The following is a 23854-nucleotide window of genomic DNA, read 5'->3' as shown; positions in this document are numbered from 1 at the left end:
CCGAGCGGGCGGCGGGGCTGTCGGTGGCCCGTGATGGAATTCCTGTCATGACGAGCAGGGGTGGACGGGACAGGGCGGAGCGTTCGCTCGCGACGCTGGTCCGCCGTGCCCCCGACGCAGCCCCGACGCGGGAGTGGGGTCCGCAGGTCCAGCGGCTGCTGGCCCAGGACGGGCCCGGCCCGCGTGAGCACGGCTACGGCTGGCGGCCGTGGCAGGTGCTCGGCGGACCGGGCACCGGGAAGACCTCACTGCTGGTTGACCTCGCGGCGGCCCGGATCAGCGGCCCCGGCGGGAGCCCGGAATCGGTTCTGGTGCTGACACATTCGCGCAAGGCCGCCACCGCGGTGCGCGAGGCGATCACCGCGGGGCTGTTCGGTGCGGGACCTGCCCGCGCCACCCGCGAACCGCTGGTGCGGACGGTGCACTCCTACGCCTTCGCGGTGCTGCGGCTGCAGGCCGCGGCGCACGCCAACCCGCCGCCGCGGCTGATCACCGGCGCCGAGCAGGACGCGGTGCTGCGGGAGATGCTGCGTGGCGACGTCACCGACGGCGCCGAGTACTGGCCGGAGCGGCTCCGGCCCGCGCTGCCGATGACCGGCTTCGCGGTCGAGTTGCGGGACCTGATGCTGCGGGCCGGTGAACGCGGCCTCGGGCCCGAGGACCTGATCGAGCTGGGCCACGCCCACTCGCGGCCGGAGTGGGTGGCGGCCGGGCAGTTCGCCACCCGGTACGAGCAGGTGATGCTGCTGCGCGGTGCCGTCGGGGTGGAGGCGCCGGAGGCGACCGCGCCCGCGCTCGACGCCGCCGAACTGGTCGGCGCCGCGCTGACGGCCTTCGCCACCGACCCGGACCTGCTCCAGCGGGAGCGCCACCGCATCCGGCACCTGTACGTGGACGACGCCCAGCACCTCGACCCGCAGGCGGCCGAACTGGTCCGGCTGCTCGGCACCGGTGCCGAGTCGGCCGTGGTCGCCGGGGACCCGGACCAGGCGGTGTTCGGCTTCCGTGGCGCGGACTCGCGGTTCCTGATGGACCTCGCCGAGAACGGGTCGGACCGGCAGGTGGTGCTCGACACCGCGTACCGCAACGCCGCACGGATCGGGGAACTGGTGGGTTCGGTCGCAGGCCGGCTGCCCGGACTGCCCCCGCACCGCGGCGCTTCCACCGTCCCCGGCGCGGATCCGGGCCGGGTACACGTGGAGGTGCTCGCCACCCAGGGCAAGGAGTCCGCGTTGATCGCGGACACCCTGCGCCGGGCGCACCTGCACGACGAGGTGCCGTGGTCGAAGATGGCGGTCGTCGTCCGGTCGGTGCCGCGGGCACTGGCCCCGCTGCGCCGCGCGCTGCTGGCGGCCGGGGTGCCGGTGACCACCGCGGCGTCCGAACTGCCGCTCGCCCGCCAGCACGCGGTCGGCGGTCTGCTCCTCGCGATGCGGGCCGTGGCGGGCGGCGAGTTCACGGGAGAGGACGCGCTGGCACTGGTGTCCGGCCCCGTCGGCGGCGCGGATCCGGTGACGCTGCGGCGGCTGCGCCGCGGACTGCGCCGCGTCGAGCTGGCCGCGGGCGGCGAACGCGACTCCGCCGAACTGCTGCGGCAGCTGATCGTGGACGGGGAGGACGAACACCGCGACCTGACCGCCGCCCTCACCGACGTCGAGTTCGCCGCGCTGCGACGGGTGCTCAAGATCCTCGGCCAGGCTCGGGCCGCGCACCGGCAGGGCCGTGGGGTGGAGACCGTGCTGTGGACCTGCTGGCGCGCCACCGGGCTGGAGAAGCGGTGGGCGGCGGCGTCGGCCCGCGGCGGCCCGATCGGCGCGCAGGCGGACCGGGACCTCGACGCGGTGGTGGCGCTGTTCGACCGGGCCGCCAACTACGTGGACCGGTTGCCGCGGGCGAGCCTCACCGGTTTCGTGGAATACCTTTCCGAACAGGAGATCCCGAGCGACCCACGCTCCGCGGCGGCGGTGCCGGGGGAGTCGGTGTCGGTGCTCAGCGCGCACTCGGCGGTCGGCCGGGAGTGGGACGTCGTGGTGGTCGCCGGCGTGCAGGAGGGTTTGTGGCCGGGCCTGCGGTCCCGCGGGACCCTCCTCGGCACCGAGGCGCTCGTCGACCTCACCGCCGGTGTCGGCGATGCCACGCCGGGCAGTGAGGCTCGGCTCTCGCGCACCGCGCCGCTGCTGGCCGAGGAGCGACGGCTGTTCCTGTTGGCCTGCAGTCGGGCCCGGCGCTCGCTCCTGGTCACCGCGGTGAACTCCGCCACCGGCGACACCGACCTGGTGCCCTCCCGCTTCGTCGACGAACTCCTCGGCGGCGGGGTGGTCGACGGCGAGCCCGCCGACTCCACGTTGCTGCCCGCACCGCTGCCGGCCGGACGGGTGCTGGCGCTGCCCGCGCTAGTCGCCGAGTTGCGGCGCGTGGTGTGTGACCCCGAACTGGCCGAGAGCGACCCGCAGATGCAGGCCAGGGCCGCCCGGCAGCTGGCCCGACTGGCCCGTGCCGGGGTCCGCGGCGCGCACCCGGACCACTGGTACGGCGTGGCCGGCGTCAGTACCGAGGCCGCCCTCTGGGACGTCGAGGACGGCCCGGTTCCCCTCTCGCCCTCGACCATCGAACAGCTCGACGCCTGCCCGCTGCGATGGGTCCTCGAGCGGCACGGCGGCACCGACGGGGAGAACACCACTGCGGTGGCGGGCACCCTGGTGCACACCCTGGTGCAGGCGTTGGCCGGCAACCTGCCTCCGGACCAGGTGCGCCGGGCGCTGGCGACCGCGTGGGACGCGGTGGATCTCGGGTCGCAGTGGTACTCGCGGCGCGAGATGGACCGCACCGGCCAGATGCTCGACTCCTTCTCCGAGTGGCTGCGGCTCTCGCGTCGTGAACTCACCGAGATCGGCGTCGAGGTCGCGGTCGACGGGGTGCTCGAGCCGCGCGCCGAGGGCGAGCCGTCGATCCACCTGCGCGGCCGGATCGACCGGCTCGAGCGTGACGCCGACGGCCGGCCCGTCATCGTCGACGTCAAGACGGCGCGAGCCCCGGTGAGCAGGGAGGCCGCGCAGCAGCACGCGCAGCTCGCGACCTACCAGCTGGCGGTGCTGGCGGGCGCGATCGACGGCGAGCCGGCGACCGCGCCGGGCGGTGGCCGGTTGGTGTTCGTGGCCGCACCGCACCAGAAGGAGGGTGCGGCGCAGCGGCTGCAACCGCCGCTCGACGAGGAGTCGCAGGCGCAGTGGCTGGACGTCGTGCACGGCGCCGCGGCCGCCACCCAGGGCCCGCACTTCTGGGCCCGCCCCAACGAGGGCTGCCGGCACTGCCCGGTGTTCTCGAGCTGCCCCGCCCAGGAGACCGGACGACAGGTGACCGAAGAATGACCGCCCGGTATCCGGGCGGACCCCGGGTCAGCCCCGCCCAGCTCGCACTCGCCCTCGGCCAGCACCCGCCCACCGAGGAGCAGGCGGCGGTGATCGCGGCGCCGATCGGCCCGACGTTGGTGGTCGCCGGCGCGGGCGCCGGCAAGACCGAGACGATGGCCGCCCGGGTGGTCTGGCTCGTCGCGAACGGCATGGTCGACCCCGAGCAGGTCCTCGGACTCACCTTCACCCGCAAGGCCGCCCAGCAACTCACCAGCCGAATCCGGCAGCGCCTCGCGCGGCTGGCCGGTTCGGACCTGCTGCGTTCGCTCGACCCCAGCGGCGGCCTGCGCGGCCGGATCCTCGCCGGCGAACCGGAGGTGAGCACCTACCACTCGTACGCGGGCCGGCTGCTCACCGAGCACGGACTGCTGCTGCCGATGGAACCGTCCGCCGAGCTGCTCTCGGAGACGGCGCTGTGGCAGCTCGCGCACCGCGTGGTCAGCTCCTGGGACGGTGACCTCGACACCGACCGCAACCCCACCTCGTTGACCGAGGCGGTGCTCGCCCTGTCGGGTCAGCTGGCCGAGCACCTGGTGGAGCCGGAGGACCTGCGCGAGGCGCACACCGAGCTGGACAAGCTGGTGCACACGCTGCCCGCCGGCCCCCGTCAACGCGGCGGCCCGAAGAAGGAGTTGCTGGCGCTGCTCGACACCCAGCACGAGCGGGTCGCGCTGCTGCCGTTGGTGCGGCGGGTGGCCGAGGCGCTCCGCCGGGAGGGCGCCCTGGACTTCGGCAGTCAGATGTCGCTCGCCGCACGCGTCGCGGCGGAGCATCCCGAGGTCGGCCGCGCCGAGCGGCACCGGTTCCGGGTGGTGCTCCTCGACGAGTACCAGGACACCGGGCACGCGCAGCGAGTGCTGCTGTCGTCGCTGTTCGGCGGGGGCGAGGACGGCGGACTCGCGCTGACCGCGGTCGGCGACCCGATGCAGTCCATCTACGGCTGGCGGGGCGCGTCGGCCGCCAACCTGCCGCGGTTCGCCACCGACTTCCCGCTGCCCGACGGTCGACCCGCGCCGCGGCTCGAGCTGCTCACCAGCTGGCGCAACCCGCCGGAGGCGCTCACCCTGGCCAACGCGGCCTCGGCCCCGTTGCGGGAACGGGGTGTCCCCGTGCAGCAGCTGCGCCCCCGTCCCGGGGCCGTGGCCGGTGACATCCGGTTGCTGCTCGCCGAGGACGTCGACCGCGAACGAGACTGGGTCGCCGAGCGGATCGCGGGGGAGTACGCGGCCGCGCGCGCAGCGGGGGAGCCGCCGCCGACCGCCGCGGTGCTGATCCGCCGCAATGCCGACGCGGCACCGGTGGCCGCCGCGCTGCGCAGACGGGGCCTGCCCGTCGAAGTGGTGGGACTCGGCGGACTGCTGCACACCCCGGAGGTCGCCGACGTCATCGCGATGCTCCGGGTGGTGGCCGACCCCCTGGCCGGCAGCGCCGCGATGCGGGTCCTGACCGGGGCGCGCTGGCAGCTCGGTGCGGCCGACCTCGCGGCCCTCTGGCGGCGGGCACGCGAACTGGCGATCGGCGCCTCCCGCGGCACCGGCGGCACGGTCACCGACGCCGCAAGCCTGGACCAGGCGCTCGAGGCGGCACTGCCGGGGGAGCAGGCGGAGACCGCGGGTCTGGCCGACGCGATCGCGGACCCCGGTGGCGCTCAACGCTATTCGAAGTGCGGCTACGCCCGGATCGGCGCGCTCGCCGGGGAACTGGCGTCGCTGCGTGAGCGGATCGGGCAGCCGCTCACCGAGCTGGTCTCGGAGGTCGAGCGGGTCCTCGGCATCGGCATCGAGGCGCAGGCCCGGCTGAGCTGGTCCGGCGCCGGCGGGGCCGGTCGCGAACACCTCGACGCGTTCGCGGACGCCGTGGCGGGGTACGCCCGTAACCCCTCGGCCACCCTCACCGGGCTGCTGGCCTTCCTGGCCGCGGCGGAGACGGTGGAGAAGGGGCTGGCACCCGGCGAGGTGGAGGTCGCACCGGACCGGGTGCAGGTACTCACCGTGCACTCGGCGAAGGGCCTCGAGTGGCAGGTGGTAGCGGTGCCGCACGTGGTGGACGGGGTGTTCCCGTCCTCGACCGCGTCCGGCAGCTGGCTCGGCGCGGTCGGCGAGCTGCCCCCGTCCCTGCGCGGGGACCGGGCCCGGCCCGGTGACGACGCGGACGGCATCCCGGTGCTCGACCTGGAGAACGTCTACGACCGCAAGGATCTCGAGGACGCGGTCGCTGCGCACAAGAAGGCACTGGCCCAGCGCAAGCTCGACGAGGACCGGCGGCTGTTCTACGTCGCGCTCACCCGTACCGAGCGGGTCCTGTACGTGTCCGGACACCACTGGCCGGAATCGGGATCCAAGCCGAAGGGGCCGTCCGACTTCCTGCGCGAGATCCGCGAGTCGGTGCTCGCCGCGGACGAGACGGACGTGCCGATCGGGGTGGTCGAGGCGTGGGCACCCGCACCGGAGGAGGACTCGGAGAACCCGCTGACCGCGGACCCCGTCGCCGCGCAGTGGCCGCCGGACCCGTTGGGGGCCAGGCGGGCCGGGGTGCAGGCGGGCGTCCGGCTGGTGCTCGACGCGCTCGCGTCGCCGGAGCCGGAGCCGGAACCGGAACCGGAACAACCCGAGCCCGAGCCCGAGCCCGAGCAGGAGCCGGAGGCCCCGGAACTCGACGACACAGCCGCCGAGGACGACCCCGAGGGCTGGGCCGCGGACGTGGATGCGCTGCTCGCGGAGCGGGCCCGCAGGGCCGCCGCCCGCGCCGAGGTTGCCCTGCCGGCACAGCTGTCCGTGAGCCAGCTGGTGGACCTGGCGGCCGCGCCCGACGAGCTGGCGGCCCGGCTGCGTCGGCCGTTGCCGTTCCCGCCGAACCCCCTGGCACGCAGGGGAACCGCCTTCCACGCCTGGGTCGAGCGTAGGTTCGGGGCGACCACACTGCTCGACATGGACGAGTTGCCCGGCGCCGCGGACGTCGAGGGCAGCGGCGACGACGACCTGTCGGTCCTGCAGGAGTCGTTCCTGCGATCGAGGTGGGCGAACCGCAACCCGGTCGAGGTGGAGGTGCCGTTCGAGACGTCGCTCGCCGGGACCGTGGTCCGGGGCCGCATCGACGCGGTCTTCGCCGATCCCGACGGCGGCTGGACGGTGATCGACTGGAAGACCGGCGCCGAACCCACGGCCGCGAACGAACGCGCCGTCGCGATGCAGTTGGCCGCTTACCGGCTGGCCTGGGCGGAGCTGATGTCGGCACGGATGGTCGCGCGGGGTGAGCCGCCGGTCGCGCTCGAACGGGTGCGGGCGGCGTTCCACTACGTGCGGACCGCGCGCACCATTTCCCCGGCGGACCTACCGGACGCCGGTGACCTGGTCCGGCTCATCGAGACGGCCGGGGCGAGTGCGGGCGGGCGGGACGAGTAGCCGGCGTCCGCACCAGGAAATCACCGCATTGCGAAACCCCATCTTGTGAAAGCGCCGTATTGCGAAGGCGCCCTGCTCAGGCCGCGTCGCGGCGGACCTTGAGCGCGGCGGCGATCAGGGGCAGCTGCAAGGGCAGTCGCGCGACCGCGACGGCCTTGAGCGGCAGGGGCGTCGAGCTGCGGCCCAGCCAGTCCACCGCCATCTGCACGTTGGCGGGGAACACCGCGACGAACAGTGCCGCGGCGAGGGTGCCGCCGAGCCGTCGGGTACGCGGCACCGCGATCGCCGCCCCGACCGCCAGCTCCGCGACGCCCGAGGCATAGGTGTACGCCCGGGGACTGCCGGGCAGCCGCCGCGGCACGATCGAGTCGAACGGCTTGGGGTTCACGAAGTGCATCGTGCCGGCGCCGAGCAGGATCGCCGAGAGTGCGGTGCTGGATTTGAGTGCCATGCCCCGACCGTACGGCGTCGCGGTGCCGGGCGAGGGTCGGCAAATCTGCGGCCGCGAGCACGGGAAGACCTCCGGCCACGCCGTCAGGCGTCGGTCCGTGCACCGGGTGTACTCGGCTCGGTTAGGCTCCCTGCCGATGTCTGCGAACGAGGAAGCCCCTCATGGCCGGTAAATTGCGTGCGCGCCTACGCAATCAGGACGCACTGACCGATCGGCCGGACTATGCGCTGGTGGGTGTGCTGCGCATTCCGGAGATCCTGCGGAGCCCGTCCCGGGCGATCTTCCGCCGGGTCCTGATGGCGGTGGCCGTCCTCATGCTCGCGGTGCTGGTGGTCTACATCGACCGGGACGGCTACAAGGACGCCCAGGAGAACGAGCTCTCGTTCCTGGACTGCCTCTACTACGCGACCGTCTCGCTCTCGACCACCGGGTACGGCGACATCACGCCGATCACGCCGAGCGCCCGGCTCATCAACGTCATCCTCATCACGCCCCTGCGCGTGTTGTTCCTCATCATCCTGGTCGGCACCACCCTCACGGTCCTCACCGAGCGGTCCCGCCAGGCATTCAAGATCCAGCGTTGGAGGCAGTCCGTGCGCAATCACACCGTCGTCGTCGGCTACGGCACCAAGGGCCGCACCGCGGTCGAGGCGATGCTCGGCGACGACATCGCGCCGTCGGACATCGTGGTCGTCGACACCGACCAGGCGATGCTCGACGCGGCGGCCGGCCTCGGCCTGGTCACCGTGCTCGGCAACGCCACCAAGTCGGACGTGCTGCGACTGGCGGGTGTGCAGAACGCGGCGTCGATCATCGTCGCCGCCAACCGCGACGACACCGCGGTGCTGGTGACGCTCACCGCCCGCGAGGTGGGTCCGAAGGCCAAGATCGTCGCCGCCATCCGCGAGAGCGACAACGCGCACCTGCTGCGCCAGTCGGGCGCCGACTCGGTGGTCGTGTCGTCGGAGACCGCGGGCCGCCTGCTCGGCATCGCCCGCACCACCCCGACCGTCGTGGAGATGATCGAGGACCTGCTCACCCCGGAGGCCGGATTCGCCATCGCCGAACGCGAGGTCGAGCGGGACGAGATCGGCGGTTCGCCGCGGCACCTGGCGGACATCGTGCTCGGCGTGGTGCGCGAGAACCGGTTGTTCCGGGTCGGCGAGCCCGAGGTCGACGCGGTGGAGGAAGGCGACCGGCTCCTCTACATCCGCCGGGTCACCAAGTAGTCCGTCGTCGGCACCTAGGGTGGGTCCGTGGCTGACTTTCAGATGACCGACCAACCGCTCCTGTCCCGTTCGGCGCTCGACCGGGCCGAGGAACTGCGCGCGGACACGGACGTGTTGCGGGCGGGCTGGGCGGACGCATCGGTGCTGCGGGTCACGCGGCGAGGCCAGGTGCGGGTCGACGGCACCCGGCTGCTGCTCGAACCCGCCGCCGACCTCGGCGACGAGCCGGTGCCGGGTGCGGTGTTCCTGGGCAGGCGCGACGGCCGTCACCTGTGGGCGGTGCGGGTCGCGGCGCTGACCGGTGAGCTCGGGGACCTGCGGCTGATCGGCCACCGGCTCGACGACTCCAGCGCCGGTCTGCTGACCACCGCGGTGGCGGTGCTGAACTGGCACGACAGCGCGGGCTTCAGCGCCGTCGACGGGGCGCCGACCACGCCGACGATGTCCGGGTGGTCACGGCACAGCACCAGCACCGGCCACGAGGAGTTCCCGCGCACCGATCCGGCGGTGATCTGTCTGGTCCACGACGGCGCCGACCGGGTGCTGCTCGCGCGCGGACCGCACTGGCCGGAGCGTCGCTTCTCCGTGCTGGCCGGGTTCGTGGAGGCGGGCGAGTCGCTGGAGACCTGCGTGATCAGGGAGATCTCCGAGGAGGTCGGGATCACGGTTCGCGACGTGCGCTACCTCGGCAGCCAGCCCTGGCCGTTCCCTCGGTCGGTGATGATCGGGTTCTCCGCGGTCGCGGACCCCGACGCGCCGCTGGTCTTCGCCGACGGCGAGATCGTGGAGGCGCACTGGTTCGGCCGCGACGAGGTGCAGGCGGCCCTGGCGGCGGGCGACTGGACGACGGACACGGACGCGCGCCTGCTGGTGCCCGGGTCGGTGTCGATTGCCCGCGGCATGCTCGAGGCGTGGGCCAAGGCCTGAGGGCCCGGCCCACGCCAGGGGACTGCTACCGACCCAGGGCCTTCTTGACGTCGGCGAGCGTCGGGTTGGTGGCGGTGCTGCCGTCGGCGAACTTCACGGTCGGTACCACGTGGTTGCCGCCGTTGACCTTGCCGACGAACTCGGCGGACGCGGGATCGTCCTCGATGTCGATCTCGACGTAGCTGATGCCGGACTCGTCGAGCTGCTTCTTGAGTCGGCGGCAGTACCCGCACCAGGTGGTGGAGTAGATGGTCAGGGCGGTGGCGGTTTCAGTTGCAGTCACGGCGGATACAACACCACGACCGCCGCGAGTTGTTCCAGTTGCCCACGCGATGGGCTCGATGTCGGTGGTCCCTGACAGAATGGCCGTCATGTCAGCCGCCGACACCGACACCGGTCTGGACCCTCAGCAGTCGGCCGCAGTACTGGCCCCGCGCGGCCCTGTCTGCGTGCTCGCGGGGGCCGGGACGGGCAAGACCCGCACCATCACCCGACGGATCGGCCACCTGGTCGCGGGCGGTCACGTCTCCGCCGGGCAGGTGCTCGCGGTCACGTTCACGGCCCGTGCGGCCGGCGAGATGCGGGCCCGGCTGCGCACCCTCGGCATCGGGGAGGGCGCCAGCCAGGTGCAGGCCCGCACCTTCCACGCCGCGGCGCTGCGCCAGCTGCGCTACTTCTGGCCGCAGGTGGTCGGCGACACCCCGTGGGAGCTGCTGGACCGCAAGTTCACCATCGTGGCGCAGGCCGCGAACCGGGCCGGCCTGTCCACCAGCACCGAGAGCGTCCGGGACCTCGCCGGCGAGATCGAGTGGTCGAAGGCGTCGCTGATCGCGCCCGAGGACTACGCGGCGGCTGCGGCCCGCTCCCGGCGTGAGCCGCCCGCGGACCCCGGCAAGGTCGCCGACGTGTACGCCGCCTACGAGGCGCTCAAGGTCCGCGGCGACGGCATGCTGCTGGACTTCGACGACCTCCTGCTGCACACGGCCGCCGCACTCGAGGAGAACTCCTCGGTGGCCGAGGAGTTCCGGGACCGTTACCGCTGCTTCGTGGTGGACGAGTACCAGGACGTGACGCCCCTGCAGCAGCGGGTGCTCGACGCGTGGCTGGGGGACCGCGACGACCTCACCGTCGTCGGCGACGCGAACCAGACCATCTACTCGTTCACCGGCGCCACCCCGCGCTACCTGCTCGACTTCTCCCGACGGTTCCCGGACGCCACCGTCGTCCGCCTGGAACGGGACTACCGGTCCACCCCGGAGGTGGTCTCCCTGGCGAACCGGGTGATCGGCGCGGCCCGCGGCCGGATCGCCGGCTCCCGGCTGCAGCTGATCGGTCAGCGCGCGCCCGGGCCCGAGCCGGAGTTCGCCGAGTTCGACGACGAGCCCGCCGAGGCGGCGGGGGTGGCGAAGGCGATCCAGAAGCTCATCGCCGCGGGCACCCCGGCCGCGGAGATCGCGGTGCTGTACCGGATCAACGCGCAGTCGGAGGCGCACGAGCAGGCCCTGACCGAACTCGACATCCCGTACCAGTTGCGTGGTGGCGAGGGCTTCTTCATGCGGCAGGAGGTCCGGCAGGCGGTCTCCGCGCTGCGTCAGGCCGCGTCCCGTGACGACCTGCCCGAAGGCGCCGACCACGGCCCGGCCCTGGTCACCCTGGTCCGCGCGGTCCTGGTGCCGCTCGGACTCACCGACACCGAACCGGTGGGCGCGCAGGCGCGCGAGCGCTGGGCCTCGCTGGGCGCCCTGGTCCAGCTCACCGAGGACCTGCTCACCCACGAGCCGGACCTGGACCTGGCCGGGCTGCTGCGTGACCTCGCCGCCCGGGCCGAGGCCCGGCACCCACCGACCGTGCAGGGTGTGACGCTGGCCTCGCTGCACGCGGCCAAGGGGCTCGAGTGGGACGCGGTGTTCCTCGTGGGGCTCGCCGACGGCACGCTGCCCATCGCGCACGCGCTGGGGGACAGCAAGTCACCCGGTGACGAGGCGGCGATCGAGGAGGAGCGGCGACTGCTCTACGTCGGCGTCACCCGCGCCCGCGAGCACCTGCAGCTGTCCTGGGCGCTGGCCCGCAACGAGGGCGGCCGCAAGTCGCGGCGTCGGTCCCGCTTCCTGCACGGCCTGATCCCGGAGGACTCGCCGGCGTCCCGGATCGCGGCGCCCGCGGCAACGCCGAAGAAGCGGCCGCGCTGCCGGGTGTGCGGCAAGCCGCTGCTCGGCACCGCGGCGACGATGCTCGGGCGCTGCGAGTCGTGCCCGTCGAACCTCGACGCCGCGTTGTTCGACTCGCTCAAGGCCTGGCGGTCCGAGAAGTCGAAGGAGCTGAAGGTGCCCGCCTACGTGGTGTTCAGCGACGCCACGCTCACCGCGATCGCCGAGCAGCAGCCGAAGGACGACCGCGGCCTGGTTGCGATCCCCGGGATCGGCGCGGCGAAGCTCGAACGGTACGGGGAGGACGTCCTCGCGGTGGTGCGGGGCGAGACCCCGGTCGGCGACCCGGAACTGGCGCCGTGACCGGATTGTAGGAAAACCGCAGGTCAAAAATGGGTTGTGCGGTTTGTGGGAGACCGCATACCCTGGTTTCCGACGCGGCGAGCTTCGGCTCGCCGTCGTTGGACCAAATAAGGAACCACAGTCCGCACGAGGGAAAGGGAGGTGATTGGCAATGATCGATTGGAACGGCAGCGCGCCAGGCGTCGCAGCGACCACTCGCATCGCTCCCGCCGCTCACCTGCCCGCGGCAGCGTGGTCGGCGACGCCGAATCGCGTCCTGCGCCATCGCGCAGCAGATGCACTCCTCGCAGTGCATGCAGCCGACGCAGCAGCCCTCTCGTCCGTGCCCAGGAGTAGACCCCGAGTCATCACTCGGTAGGAATCATCTCCTTCCTCTCGGCCACGGACGCACCAGCGGACCGTGGCCTTCTTGTTTCGAGCACCAAGCTCCAGGCCCGGCTACAGGTTCGCACCACGACCTGACACCACCGAAGAAGCCTAAGGAGCATGACGTGCCAACCGTCACCTGCCGAGACGATTTCCGGACCGCCACGAGCGAGCCGACCGTGATCGGCGTCGTGCGACGCGAGCTGCCGTGCCGAGCCGACAACCCCGACCTCTGGTTCGCGGAGACCCCCGCCGAACTCGAACAGGCCAAGTCCCTGTGCGTGCAGTGCCCCATCCGCGCCCGATGCCTGAGCGCGGCCCTCGACCGTGCCGAGCCGTGGGGGGTGTGGGGCGGCGAGATCCTCGACCAGGGTGTCGTCATCGCCCGCAAGCGTCCCCGCGGTCGCCCCCGGAAGGTGGCGGTCTGCGCCTGACCGACGGGTCGGCGGCGGATCAGAGGTCGTAGTCGACCACGACGGGGGCGTGATCGCTCATCCGTCGGTCCGCTGCCGGTTCGCGGTCGGTGCCGGCGGCGATGGCCGTCCGAGCGAGCCTCGGTGTCGCGAGGTGGTAGTCGATGCGCCAGCCGACGTCGTTGGTGAACGACTGCCCCAGCCACGACCACCAGGTGTACGGGCCGTCGGTGTCCGGATGCCGGCTGCGGACCACGTCCACGAGCGTGCGCGGCGAGAGGATCGAGTCGAACCACTGACGTTCCTCGGGGAGGTAGCCCTCGGCCTGAGCACTGCGCCGCCAGTTCCGCACGTCGTGGTGGGTGTGCGCGATGTTGAGGTCGCCCATGAGCAGCAGTTCCCGGCCCTGGGCGCGGGCGTCGCGGCGCGAGCGCGTCAGCTGACGCGCGAAAGCGTCGAGGAAGCGCATCTTGCGCTCGTAGCGGGCGCCGCCGTCCGGCGCCTCACGCATCCGCCCCGGCTTCTGCAGGTGTGCGGGGAGGCCGCCCTTCGGCAGGTACAGCGACGCGACCGTGATCGGCGCCTCGGCGAGGTCCACCTCGAGGTACCTGCCCTGACCGGCGAACTCGCGCAGTCCCCGTGCCAGCGAAACCGGGCCGAGTTCGACTGTGTCGGTGTGAGTTTCATCGGGCGCTCGGAGCAGTGCGGTGCCGGTCCAGGTCCGTACCGCCGCGGGCGCGCGCCGGGTGAGGACGGCGACGCCGTTACGCCCGGCGAGCGTCCCGGCGTCGTAGGCGAGGTGGTACGGGCCGAACACGTCGGGGGGAATCGCGGACGCGGGTGCTCGCAACTCCTGCAACGCGACCACGTCGGGGCGCCGCTCCCGCAGCCACTGCTCGAAACCCCGCCGCTGCGCGGCCCGGATGCCGTTGAGGTTGAATGTCGCGATCCGCACGATCGCACAGTGTAGGCAGCGCGTTCACGACGGCACCGAGCACTCGGTGCGCCGGCGAGGGGCCGTTGTCACTCGGCCCGCTGCACCTCGTCGGTGAAGCCCGGCAGCCACTGCGTCAGGATCCCCATGTACGGCGCCTCCGCGTCGAGTTGCGCGCAGATCCCGACGGACCCGAGCAGCACCCGGAAGATCATCACGTACTCGGCCGGCATGTTCAGTGCCCGGGCGGTACGGAAGTGCTGGGAGGAGAAGTCCGTCGCCGTGCCCGCCGCGCGCTGCAGCCACGTCCGGGTGAAATGGAAGGACTCGGTGTGGATCGGGTCGGTGAACGGACGCAGGTAGTCGGAAATCTCCTGGTGGGTGACCGTCTTGCCGGGGAGCACGAATCCGTTGTCGCGCAACAGCTCCGTGAGCTCCTTGAACCGCTGGTCGAGGGCGAGGCGGACCATCCGGCCCAGCACCGAGGGCAGGCCGCCGGGCATCGGGGCGCAGGCACCGAAGTCGAGCACGCCGAGTCGGCCGTCGGGCAGCATCATGAAGTTGCCCGGGTGCGGGTCGCAGTGCAGCAGACCCACCCGGGCCGGGGAGGCGAAGTGGAACTCGGCGAGCAGGGCCCCGGCACTGTTGCGCTGAAGAACGGTCCCCGTGGTGATGATCGTCGACAGCGGAGTCGCCGACATCCACTCGCTGACCACGACCTTCGGTGCGCTGGCGACGATCTTGGGGATCGCGAACTTCGGGTCGCCGTCGAACTCGGCCGCGAAGGCGCGCTGGTTGTCCGCCTCGATCCGGTAGTCCAGTTCGTCCTCGGTGCGCGCGCTCAGTTCGTCGAGCACCGGCTTGACGTCCGCGCCCGGCATCACCGAGTTGAACATCCCGGCGAGCCGCGACAGGGTCTTGAGGTCTGCCCGCAACGCCTCGTCGGCCCCGGGGTACTGCACCTTCACCGCCACGTCGCGGCCGTCCGACCACACCGCGCGGTGCACCTGGCCGATGCTCGCCGAGGCCGTGGGCACGTCGTCGAAGCTGCTGAACCGTTCGCGCCACTTGGTGCCGAGCTGGCTGTCGAGCACCTTGTGCACCTTGCGGGCGGGCAGCGGCGGTGCCTCGGCCTGCAGCTTGGTCAGCGCGTCCCGGTACGGCTCCGCGAACTCCTCGGGCACCGCGGCCTCCATCACGCTCAGTGCCTGCCCGAGCTTCATGGCCCCGCCCTTGAGCTCGCCGAGCACGGTGAACAGCTGTTCGGCGGCCTGCGAGGCGAGCTTCGCGTCTATCTCCCCGCGGTCGCCGCCCGCCAGCTTGCGTCCGAACCCGACGGCCGCCCGGCCCGCGATACCGATCGGAATGCTTGCCAGTTTGGCGGTGCGGGCGGAGCTGCGGCGGGGGATGTCAGACACCACTCCATCATGTCTGACGATCGACCGGTTCGCCCACCGCCCCGGGCTCGGTGGGCGGCTCGTGGCATCCGCACCGGGGATGTCGCCGCCACCGCCGCCTGATCAGAGCCGGTGAGGTCACGTCCAGTTCGAGTGTGGTGTCGAGCGTGGCGGGCGGGTGCGCCGGGTTGACGTCGAGGACGGTGTCCAGCTCGCCCAGCGCCAGGCCGACGGTCGCCAGTACCGTGCCCTGGTCGGCGTGTCCGACCGCACCGAGCAGCTGCGCGGCCAGGTGCGGCCACTCGGGGTCCCGGTCGCTGCGGGTCAGGTCCGCGCAGCGCAGGCAGCTGGTGCGGCCCGGCAGCACCAGTGGCCCGACGATGCCGCGGCCGTCGCGCAACCGCACCTGCAGGTGGGGGACCCGGGCGGCGACGAGTTCGGCGACGAGCCCGGGGTCGGGCACCAGGTCGTCGGCGAGCACGACGCAGTCCGCCCGGCGGGCCGACCGCTCCGCGGACCCCTCGAGCGGGCGCGACCGGCTCAACCGCAGCCGACCCCGGGTCAGCGCGGTCGCGAGGCCGTCCGAGAGCGGGCCACGCCCGTGGATGTGCACGGATCGATCCGCCCCACTGGCGGCGGGGACGAGCAGGTCCGCCGCGGCCAGTTCGGCGAGGATCCGGGCGATGTCGACGAGGCCGATGCCGATCAGGTGCGCCTGCCAGAGCACGTCGGGACGCGAGTGCCGGCCGTCGAGCAGGCGCAGCAGCCCCGCCAGCGCCGCGGGCGCCACACCCTCGGGCGCGGCGAGCAGCAGGGCGCGCTCGGGGTCCCAGCCGAGCTGGAGGGTGCCGCTGGGCCGGAGCAGGACCGGGATCCGCGGATCGAGCTGCGGTCCGGCTGCGGGGACGGGGGCCGGTGCCATGCACCGACTCTGTCAGCCCCGTCCGCCGCGACGGCCGTTCCGGAGCCGGTTGTCCACAGGCTCACGGCCCCCGGACCAGGTGTTTCGTGTCTTCTCCGGATCTGTCGAAACTCGACGGATCAGTCGGTCGGGCGCTCCGGGTCCGCGGACGGTCCGCGGCCCTCTTCCCGCTCACGGGCCTCGGTCTCCTCGAGCAGGGCCATCGGGTCGAAGGTGCTCGAATCACCGCCGATCACCCGGTCGACGAAGGCCGCGGTGTCGTCGAGGTCGCTCGGGTCCGGCAGCAGGTCCGGGTGCGCCCAGACGCTGTCGCGTCCCTCCATGCCGCCGGCCTCGGTGAGCTGACGCCACAGCTGCGCGGCCTCGCGGACCTTGCGGGGCCGCAACTCGAGACCGACGAGGGTGGCAAAGGTCTGCTCGGCCGGTCCGCCGGTCGCGCGGCGACGACGCAGCGTCTCGCTGAGCGCGGCCACGCCGGGCAGCCGATCGCCGAGAGCGGCCGCGACCACCGTCTCCACCCAGCCCTCGATCAGGGCCAGCAGAGTCTCGAGGCGTTCGAGGGCCTGCTTCTGCTCGGGGGTGGTCTGCGGTTCGAAGGCGCCCTGCTGCAGGATCTCCTGGATCTTCGACGGATCGGTCAGCGCGCTCGGGTCGATGCCCTGCGCGGCCTCCTCGATCGCGGAGAAGTCCATCCGGATGCCACGCGCGTACTCCTCGACGGTGGCGAGCAGTCGCTGACGCAGCCACGGCACGTGCACGTACAGCCGCTGGTGCGCGGCCTCGCGGGCGGCGAGGAACACCAGGATCTCGCGGTCCGGCTGCTCGAGCCCCTCGCTGAACTTCTCGATGGCCGTGGGCAGCAGCGCGGCCACTCCGGTCGGCCCCAGCGGCAGGCCGATGTCGGTGGAGGTGAGCACCTCGGAGGAGAGCTGGCCGAGGGCCTGGCCGAGCTGCGAGCCGAACGCGAGTCCGCCCATCTGCGTGAGCATGCCCATCATCGGCCCGGCCATCTCGCGGGCCTCCTCGGGCAGGCCGGAGGCCCACATGCCGGAGATCTGCTCGGCGACCGGGTCGCACAGCCGCTTCCAGGTGTCGAGGGTGTTGTCGAGCCAGTCGGCCGCCGTCCACGCGACCGTCCGGGTGGCGCCCGCCGGCAGCGTCGTCGCCCCGTCGAGCCACAGCTCGGCGAGGTGCGCGGCGTCCGCGACCGCGGAACCGGTGCCCTCCGCGATCGGGGCGACCGTGCCCAGTTGTTGCTTCGCGAGCTGCTTGGCGACGTCGTAGTTCACCGGCCCGGCGGAGCCGCCGGAGCCCATCGAGTTGCCCATGCCGCTGAGCATCTGGCCGAACTGGGTCAGCATCTGGCCCAACGCCGCCGGGTCGAAGCCCTGCGCACCGAAACCGAACGGATCGCCCTGGCCTCCCTGGCCGGGCCCCTTGTCGGGGTCGGAGTCGTCGTCGGAGTTCGAGAAACCAAACGGCAGATTGCTCATATCTCAACGGTACAAGGCGACGCGGCGTGTGGTGACACGGGAAATGACGCCGAGGGCGAACATCACCGCGACCCGCGGGCCTCCTCTACTCTCCCGCCGCCGCCCGACCTCTACGCTGGGCCGGGTGAATCGACGGATTGTCACCCTGGTCGCTGCGCTCGTGCCGGTGCTGGCGCTGTTGCTGTTCGGGATGTCGGTGACGGTGCCGTTCGTGGCGCTCGGTCCCGGCCCCACCTTCAACACCCTCGGCGAGGTGGACGGCAAGCAGGTCGTCGAGATCAAGGGCACCGAGGTCGATCCGACGTCGGGCAACCTCAACATGACCACCGTCTCGGTGCGGGACGGGCTGAACATCTTCGAGGCCTTCGGCTACTGGCTCAGCGGCCGCCACGGACTGGTGCCGCGCGAGGAGGTGTACCCGGCGGAGAAGACCCGGGACCAGGTCAAGGAGGAGAACACCCAGGAGATGCAGCAGTCGGAGAGTTCCGCTGAGCTGGCCGCGCTGAATTACCTGAACCTGCCGGTCGCGGTCGAGGTGTCCGACGTGTCGGCGGACGGGCCGGCCGCCGGGGCGCTGCGCGAGGGCGACCAACTGCTGACGGTCAACGGTGAGCCGGTGCGCACCGTCGGCGAGGTGCAGAAGTCCGTGGCCGCGCTGAGCCCGGGCACGGTGGTCCAGATCGGGGTCCGGCGCGACGGCCAGGACCTGACGGTGCCGGTGACGCTCGGCGAACGCCCGGGCGGACACGGCGCCGGTTACCTGGGCATCACCCCGACGGAGAATCCGGAGGTCCCGTTCACCGTCGACTTCAACCTGGCGGAGGTCGGCGGGCCGTCGGCGGGGCTGATGTTCACCCTGGCGGTGATCGACAAGCTGTCCCCGGGCGAGCTGAGCGGCGGGGAGTTCGTCGCGGGCACGGGCACCATCGACTCCGGCGGCGACGTCGGCCCGATCGGCGGCATCCAGTACAAGCTGATGGCCGCCCGCGACGCCGGTGCGACCACCTTCCTGGTGCCGGCGCGCAACTGCGACGAGGCCCGCCAGCGCACCCCGGACGGGCTGCGACTGGTCAAGGTGGAGAACCTCGACGGTGCGGTCGAGGCGCTGGACTCGCTGAACGCCGGCGGCGACGCACCCGCCTGCTGATGAGGTGGCTGCTGTTGGTCGGCGCGATCGTCAGCGAGGTCACCGCCACGCTGTCGCTGCGCGCGGCCGTCGACCACCCGGGGTGGTACGTGCTGGTGGTGGCCGGTTACGGTGCCTCGTTCGTGTTCCTGGCGGCGGTCCTGAAGCGGCAGATGCCGGTGGGCGTCGCCTACGGCATCTGGGGCGCGAGCGGGGTCACCGCGACCGCGATCCTGGCGGCCTGGCTGTTCGGTGACGCGCTGACCTGGCTGATGGGTGCGGGGATCGTGCTGGTCATCGGCGGCGTCCTCATCGTGGAGGTGGGTTCGCAGAAGGCCGAGGAGGCCCGGGCGCGGGCACTGGCCGACACGGACGTGCCGGTCGGGTCGGAGCTGTCGCGGTGACCTGGGTGCTGCTGATGGCCGCGATCGTGCTGGAGGTGACGGCGACGCTGAGCCTGAAGGCGTCCGACGGCTTCACTCGGCGCAGGTGGATCGCGCCCGTGGTCCTGGGCTACCTCGCGTCGTTCGGGCTGATCGCGGTGGTGCTCGCGCGGGGCATGGCGGTGGGGGTGGTCTACGGCATCTGGGTGGCGTGCGGCGTTGCGCTCACCGCCGTCCTCGGTCGCGTGGTCTTCGGCGAGCCGCTGACCAGGACGATGCGTTTCGGCATCGCCCTGATCATCGGCGGCGTGCTGCTGATCGAGCTCGGCTCGGTCGCGGGCTGACCCCGTGGTCGTGGGCCGACCGCGTGCCGGTCTGCGCCCGGACTCAGTCGTCGTCGGAGGCGTCGAACGTCGCGTACAGCGCGTGCACCAGGTTCGGCGCGAGGTCGTCGTAGGTGACCAGTTCCGGTTCCGCGTCGTCGTCGTCCTCGGGCATCAGTTGCAGGACGCAGGCGGACGGCCCGTCTCGCAGCACTGCGGCGATCAGTCTGGCCGCGCGCCGCTCCGGGTGGGCCTGGGCGGTGGCCCGGGCGATCTCGTCGGCGGCGTGCTCGTCGGTGAGCACCGGCGCGACCGCGTGGTCCAGGTCGGACTCGGCGGTCGGCGGCAGCACCACGATCTCCTGCACCAGGACACACCCGACGACGCCCTCGGGCCAGCTGGTGGTCGCGAGGAACTCGTCGAGGGCGGGTGAGCCGCCGCCGACGTCGTCCGGGAACGGCTCCTGCTCGATCGGGGTCAGCTCGGCGCCGTCCTCGAGCTGGTCGTGCAGCTCCGGCTCGGCGGCGGCCAGCACGGCGGTCGGGACGAGGGCGAACATCTGCGGGGGCCGGCCCCAGCCGCCCGCGTCCGCGAAGTCGGCGACCTCGCGCACACAGCGCGGCAGGGCGTCGGGGGAGAGGTCTGGCTGGTAGCCGTAGTCGAGGCCGTCGAAATCACTCACCCGACCATCCTCCCACCTCGCCGGGACGGCAGGCGCCTTGCCGGTCCGCGAATCGACGTACAGTGGACGGAACCACGGCGGTGCACGTCACCGCCGCAACCGCGGCGCCTGGCGTGCCGCCTGAAATACGGAGAGTGGCACGTGGGCATGCGGCCCCCCACCGGTCTACCGACGTTGTCCCGACGGAGCCGAGTGTTGTTGGTGCTGGCACTCGTTGCGGCGGCGCTGCTGCTGATCGGACCCCGGCTGATCGACACCTACACAAATTGGCTGTGGTTCGGCGAGGTCGGCTTCCGGGAGGTCTTCACCACGGTGCTGTTCACGCGCGTGGCGATGTTCGTCGTCTTCGGACTCCTCATCGGTCTCGCCACCTTCCTCGCGTTGTTCCTCGCGTACCGCAGCCGGCCGGTGTTCGTGCCGGTCGCCGGACCGAACGATCCGATCGCGCGGTACCGCACCACGGTCATGAGCCGGCTCAGGGTGTTCGGGGTCGGTATCCCGATCGCGATGGGCATCCTGGCCGGCCTCATCGCCCAGTCGAACTGGGTTGCGGCACAGATGTTCGTCCACGGCGAGTCGTTCGGGATCACGGACCCGCAGTTCGGACTCGACGTCGGGTTCTACGCCTTCGACCTGCCGTTCTACCGGCTGGTGCTGAACTGGCTGTTCGTGGCGGTCATCCTCGCGTTCCTCGCTAACCTGCTGACCCACTACGTCTTTGGCGGGCTGCGGCTGAGCGGGCACGACGGCGCGCTGACCAGGTCCGCCCGCATCCAGCTGGCCGTGCTGGCCGGTACCTTCGTCCTCCTCAAGGCCGTTGCCTACTGGTTCGACCGTTACTCCCTGCTCACGAGCGGCCGCAAGGAGCCCACCTTCACCGGTGCCGGCTACACCGACATCAACGCGGTGCTGCCGGCCAAGCTGATCCTGCTCGCCATCGCGGTGATCTGCGCCCTCGCGTTCTTCTCCGCGATCTTCATGCGGGACATGCGGATTCCGGCGATGGCGACCGGTCTGCTGGTGCTGTCCTCGGTGCTGGTCGGTGCGGTGTACCCGCTGGTGGTCGAGCAGTTCTCGGTCAAGCCGAACGCCGCGGACAAGGAGAGCGCGTACATCGAGCGGAACATCGCGGCCACGCGCGAGGCGTACGGCATCACCAACGAGCAGGTGACGTATCAGCCGTACTCGGGTGACGGCACCGCGGCGCCGCGCGACGTGCCGGCCGACGTCACCACCATCGCCAACGCGCGCCTGCTGGACCCGAACGTGCTCTCGCCCACCTTCACGCAGCAGCAGCAGCGGCAGAACTTCTACGGGTTCCCTCCGACCCTGGACATCGACCGCTACGCGATCGCCGGCTCGATGGCCGACTACATCGTGGCGGCCCGCGAGCTCTCGCCGAACAACCTGCAGGGCAACCAGACCGACTGGATCAACAAGCACACCGTCTTCACGCACGGTGACGGACTGGTGGCGGCGCCCGCCAACCGGGTGACGGCCCCGGTGCTGGACCCGACCCAGGACTCCTCGAACAACGCGGGATACCCGATCTACACGGTCAGTGACATCGCGTCGCTGGCCGAGGGCAAGCAGATCATCAAGGTCGACCAGCCGCGAATCTACTACGGCGAGGTGATCGCCCAGGGTGCCGAGGACTACTCGATCGTCGGTGGGACGCCGGGTTCGGCGCCGCGGGAGTACGACACGGACACCACGAAGTTCACCTACGACGGCCAGGGCGGCGTCCCGCTCGGCAACTGGGTCAACCGTCTGGCGTTCGCGGCCAAGTACACCGAGCGCAACATCCTGTTCTCCGGCACGATCGGCTCCGACTCGAAGATCATCTTCAACCGGGACCCCCGCGACCGCGTCGGTGAGGTGGCGCCGTGGCTGACCACGGACGGCGACGCCTACCCCGCGGCGGTCGACGGGAAGATCGTCTGGATCGTCGACGCCTACACCACGCTCGACAACTACCCGTACGCGCAGCGCAGCTCGCTCGAGGGACTGGTGGCCGACAGCGTCGACGCGAACACCGGCCGACTGCTCCCCAAGAAGGAGGTCTCCTACATCCGTAACTCGGTGAAGGCGACCGTCGACGCGTACGACGGCACGGTGAAGCTCTACCAGGTGGACGAGAAGGACCCGGTCCTCAAGGCCTGGATGGGGGTGTTCCCCGGCACGGTGGAGCCGCAGAGTGAGGTCACCGACGAACTGCGGGCGCACTTCCGTTACCCGGAGGACCTGTTCAAGGTGCAGCGCGAGATGCTCGCGAAGTACCACGTGGACGATCCGCGAGAGTTCTTCACCAACAACGCCTTCTGGTCGGTGCCCAACGAGCCGACCGTCGAGAACTCGAAGGAGAACGAGCCGCCGTACTACGTGCTGGTGGGTGATCAGCAGACCGGGGATCCGTCGTTCCGGCTGACCAGCCCGATGGTCGGGTTCCGCCGGGAGTTCCTCTCCGCCTACATCACGGTGAACTCCGATCCCAAGGACTACGGCAAGATCACCGTGCTGCAGCTGCCGATCAACAAGCAGACGCAGGGGCCGGCGCAGTCGCAGAACTCGATGATCTCCGACGCCCGGGTCGGCTCGGAAAAGGCGCTGCTGGAGAAGACCAACAAGATCCAGTACGGCAACCAGCTCGCGCTGCCCATCGCGAAGGGCGGCATCCTCTACGTGGAGCCGATGTACACCGAGCGCAGCGGGGCCAACACGGCGACCTTCCCGCAGCTGACCCGGGTGCTGGCCAGCTACCAGGAGCCCGGTCCGACCGGCCGCATCCGGGTGGGTTACGCCGCCACCCTGGCCGAGGCGCTTGACCAGGTCTTCGACGGCGGGACATCCGGCACCGCAACGGCTCCGGGCGGCAGCGCGACCACGCCGCCGCCGAGCGGTGGCACGCCGCCCGCACCGGAGACGGCGCCGGCCCCGCTCGCGCCGAACGCGGCCGCGGTTGTCGGGGAGCTCGACGCCGCGCTGGCGAACCTGCGCGCGACGCAGCAGAGCGGTGACTTCGCCGCGTACGGCGCCGCGCTCGATCGACTGCAGAAGGCGGTCGACGCCTACCAGGGCCTGCCGAAGTAGGTCCGGCAGCACACGAGGAAGGCCCCGCCATCATCGATGGCGGGGCCTTTCCGGTCGACGGGGCGAGCGAAGCGACGGGGGATGTCGCCGGGTCAGCGGGCGAGGCTGGCCAGGAAGACGTTGTTCGAGTCGATCAGCTGCTTGACCTGGTCGCCGTAGCCGACCTGGTGGGCGGCCGAGACGGCAGCATCGGTGGCCTGCTTCACCTGGTCGGCAGAGGGCGCCGGGAAGCTCGGGGGCAGGACCGGCACGGCGGGAGCGACCGGGGCGACCGCGGCCGGGGCGGCGGGCGCGGGCTCGGCGATGGGTGCCGGCGCCGGGGTCTCCTCGGCGGCGGTGGTCAGGTACTGACCGCAGTGCGGCCACGCGCCGGGGCCCTGGCTCTGCAGGGTGTTCTCGGCGACGCGGACCTGCTCGGCCTTCGAGGCGCCGTGCGGGGAACCGGTGCCGCCGTTGGCGGTCCAGGTGCTCTGCGAGAACTGCAGGCCGCCGTAGTAGCCGTTGCCGGTGTTGGTGCCCCAGTTGCCGCCGCTCTCGCACTGCGCGACGCCGTCCCAGTTGTGGGTGGCGGCGGAGGCGGTGCCGGTGGCGAGGCCGAACGGGACTGCGACGAGGGCGCCGGTGACGGCTGCAAATCCAAGTGCGCGAGTGCTGAGCTTACGAGTGGTCATGCGGGTGAATCCTCTCCGCGCTTGCTGACGGGGCCGGCCTGGGCGGTCGAAACTGTCGACATCGCCCGGCATCGAGATGGCGCCGCGTCCCTGCCCCTCGAAGGTTTTGGGGTACCGATCCCGCGG

Annotated in this window: 18 protein-coding genes; 10 read left to right on the top strand and 8 right to left on the bottom strand. The window is 72.0% G+C overall.

The window, feature by feature from the left end:
• Positions 1–47: 47 nt before the first annotated feature.
• Complete coding sequence (locus tag AC1DWC_RS16595) at positions 48–3368, top strand: ATP-dependent helicase (protein ID WP_477909737.1); 3321 nt, start codon at positions 48–50, stop codon at positions 3366–3368.
• Positions 3365–6811 carry an ATP-dependent helicase gene (locus tag AC1DWC_RS16590; RefSeq protein WP_477909735.1) on the top strand — a complete coding sequence of 1149 codons (3447 nt, stop codon included), beginning with the start codon at positions 3365–3367 and terminating at the stop codon, positions 6809–6811. Before AC1DWC_RS16595 ends, AC1DWC_RS16590 begins: the two co-directional genes overlap by 4 nt.
• 76 nt (positions 6812–6887) lie before the next feature.
• Here AC1DWC_RS16590 and AC1DWC_RS16585 read toward each other — a convergent pair whose 3' ends face one another.
• Entirely contained in the window at positions 6888–7262 is a 375-nt protein-coding gene (locus AC1DWC_RS16585) for a DoxX family protein (RefSeq protein WP_477909733.1), read from the bottom strand.
• Between the two features lie 161 nt (positions 7263–7423).
• Here AC1DWC_RS16585 and AC1DWC_RS16580 point away from each other — a divergent pair, with 161 nt between their 5' ends.
• Together AC1DWC_RS16580 and nudC are read left to right on the top strand one after the other, a co-directional pair.
• On the top strand, positions 7424–8491 hold the full coding sequence (locus tag AC1DWC_RS16580; RefSeq protein WP_477909731.1) for a potassium channel family protein: 1068 nt from the start codon (positions 7424–7426) through the stop codon (positions 8489–8491).
• Between the two features lie 42 nt (positions 8492–8533).
• Positions 8534–9418, top strand: coding sequence for an NAD(+) diphosphatase (gene nudC, locus AC1DWC_RS16575; protein ID WP_477909837.1), 885 nt, complete (start codon positions 8534–8536; stop codon positions 9416–9418).
• Between the two features lie 25 nt (positions 9419–9443).
• Here the strand turns inward: nudC and AC1DWC_RS16570 are convergent, their stop codons facing one another.
• Positions 9444–9701 carry a mycoredoxin gene (locus AC1DWC_RS16570; RefSeq protein ID WP_477909729.1) on the bottom strand — a complete coding sequence of 86 codons (258 nt, stop codon included), beginning with the start codon at positions 9699–9701 and terminating at the stop codon, positions 9444–9446.
• 88 nt (positions 9702–9789) lie between these two features.
• Here AC1DWC_RS16570 and AC1DWC_RS16565 point away from each other — a divergent pair, with 88 nt between their 5' ends.
• Both AC1DWC_RS16565 and AC1DWC_RS16560 read left to right on the top strand, forming a co-directional pair.
• Positions 9790–11928, top strand: coding sequence for an ATP-dependent DNA helicase UvrD2 (locus AC1DWC_RS16565; RefSeq protein ID WP_245709368.1), 2139 nt, complete (start codon positions 9790–9792; stop codon positions 11926–11928).
• Between the two features lie 545 nt (positions 11929–12473).
• Positions 12474–12728, top strand: a complete 255-nt coding sequence (locus tag AC1DWC_RS16560; RefSeq protein WP_174556673.1) for a WhiB family transcriptional regulator — start codon at positions 12474–12476, stop codon at positions 12726–12728.
• A gap of 19 nt (positions 12729–12747) precedes the next feature.
• On the opposite strand, the gene AC1DWC_RS16555 is transcribed toward AC1DWC_RS16560, so the two are convergent.
• The 4 genes from AC1DWC_RS16555 to AC1DWC_RS16540 all read right to left on the bottom strand — a co-directional run bounded on the left by AC1DWC_RS16555 (position 12748) and on the right by AC1DWC_RS16540 (position 17453).
• Complete coding sequence (locus AC1DWC_RS16555; protein WP_477909726.1) at positions 12748–13662, bottom strand: exodeoxyribonuclease III; 915 nt, start codon at positions 13660–13662, stop codon at positions 12748–12750.
• A gap of 68 nt (positions 13663–13730) precedes the next feature.
• A complete protein-coding gene (locus AC1DWC_RS16550) occupies positions 13731–15059 on the bottom strand; it encodes an ABC1 kinase family protein (protein WP_477909724.1) in 1329 nt (442 codons plus the stop codon).
• Positions 15060–15066: 7 nt separating this feature from the next.
• Complete coding sequence (locus tag AC1DWC_RS16545; RefSeq protein WP_477909722.1) at positions 15067–15960, bottom strand: hypothetical protein; 894 nt, start codon at positions 15958–15960, stop codon at positions 15067–15069.
• Between the two features lie 119 nt (positions 15961–16079).
• Entirely contained in the window at positions 16080–17453 is a 1374-nt protein-coding gene (locus AC1DWC_RS16540) for a zinc-dependent metalloprotease (RefSeq protein ID WP_477909720.1), read from the bottom strand.
• A gap of 124 nt (positions 17454–17577) precedes the next feature.
• Here AC1DWC_RS16540 and AC1DWC_RS16535 point away from each other — a divergent pair, with 124 nt between their 5' ends.
• The 3 genes from AC1DWC_RS16535 to AC1DWC_RS16525 are packed head-to-tail and all read left to right on the top strand — an operon-like array spanning position 17578 to position 19306.
• Positions 17578–18600, top strand: a complete 1023-nt coding sequence (locus tag AC1DWC_RS16535) for a YlbL family protein (protein WP_477909718.1) — start codon at positions 17578–17580, stop codon at positions 18598–18600.
• A complete protein-coding gene (locus AC1DWC_RS16530; protein ID WP_477909835.1) occupies positions 18597–18983 on the top strand; it encodes a DMT family transporter in 387 nt (128 codons plus the stop codon). Before AC1DWC_RS16535 ends, AC1DWC_RS16530 begins: the two co-directional genes overlap by 4 nt.
• A complete protein-coding gene (locus AC1DWC_RS16525; protein WP_477843199.1) occupies positions 18980–19306 on the top strand; it encodes a DMT family transporter in 327 nt (108 codons plus the stop codon). The genes AC1DWC_RS16530 and AC1DWC_RS16525 overlap by 4 nt, the downstream gene beginning before the upstream one ends.
• A gap of 43 nt (positions 19307–19349) precedes the next feature.
• On the opposite strand, the gene AC1DWC_RS16520 is transcribed toward AC1DWC_RS16525, so the two are convergent.
• The gene (locus AC1DWC_RS16520; RefSeq protein WP_477909716.1) at positions 19350–19967 is read right to left on the bottom strand and encodes a PPA1309 family protein; all 618 of its coding nucleotides are present in this window, start codon (positions 19965–19967) and stop codon (positions 19350–19352) included.
• 141 nt (positions 19968–20108) lie between these two features.
• On the opposite strand from AC1DWC_RS16520, the gene AC1DWC_RS16515 reads away from it, so the two are divergent.
• The gene (locus AC1DWC_RS16515; RefSeq protein WP_477909714.1) at positions 20109–23057 is read left to right on the top strand and encodes a UPF0182 family protein; all 2949 of its coding nucleotides are present in this window, start codon (positions 20109–20111) and stop codon (positions 23055–23057) included.
• A gap of 92 nt (positions 23058–23149) precedes the next feature.
• On the opposite strand, the gene AC1DWC_RS16510 is transcribed toward AC1DWC_RS16515, so the two are convergent.
• Positions 23150–23728, bottom strand: coding sequence for a transglycosylase family protein (locus tag AC1DWC_RS16510; RefSeq protein ID WP_477909712.1), 579 nt, complete (start codon positions 23726–23728; stop codon positions 23150–23152).
• Positions 23729–23854: the final 126 nt, after the last annotated feature.

The organism is Rhodococcus sp. P4_C10 (assembly GCF_056402135.1).
The sequence above is the reverse complement of the archived record's forward strand: the minus strand, read 5'-3'. Positions and strand labels throughout refer to the sequence as shown.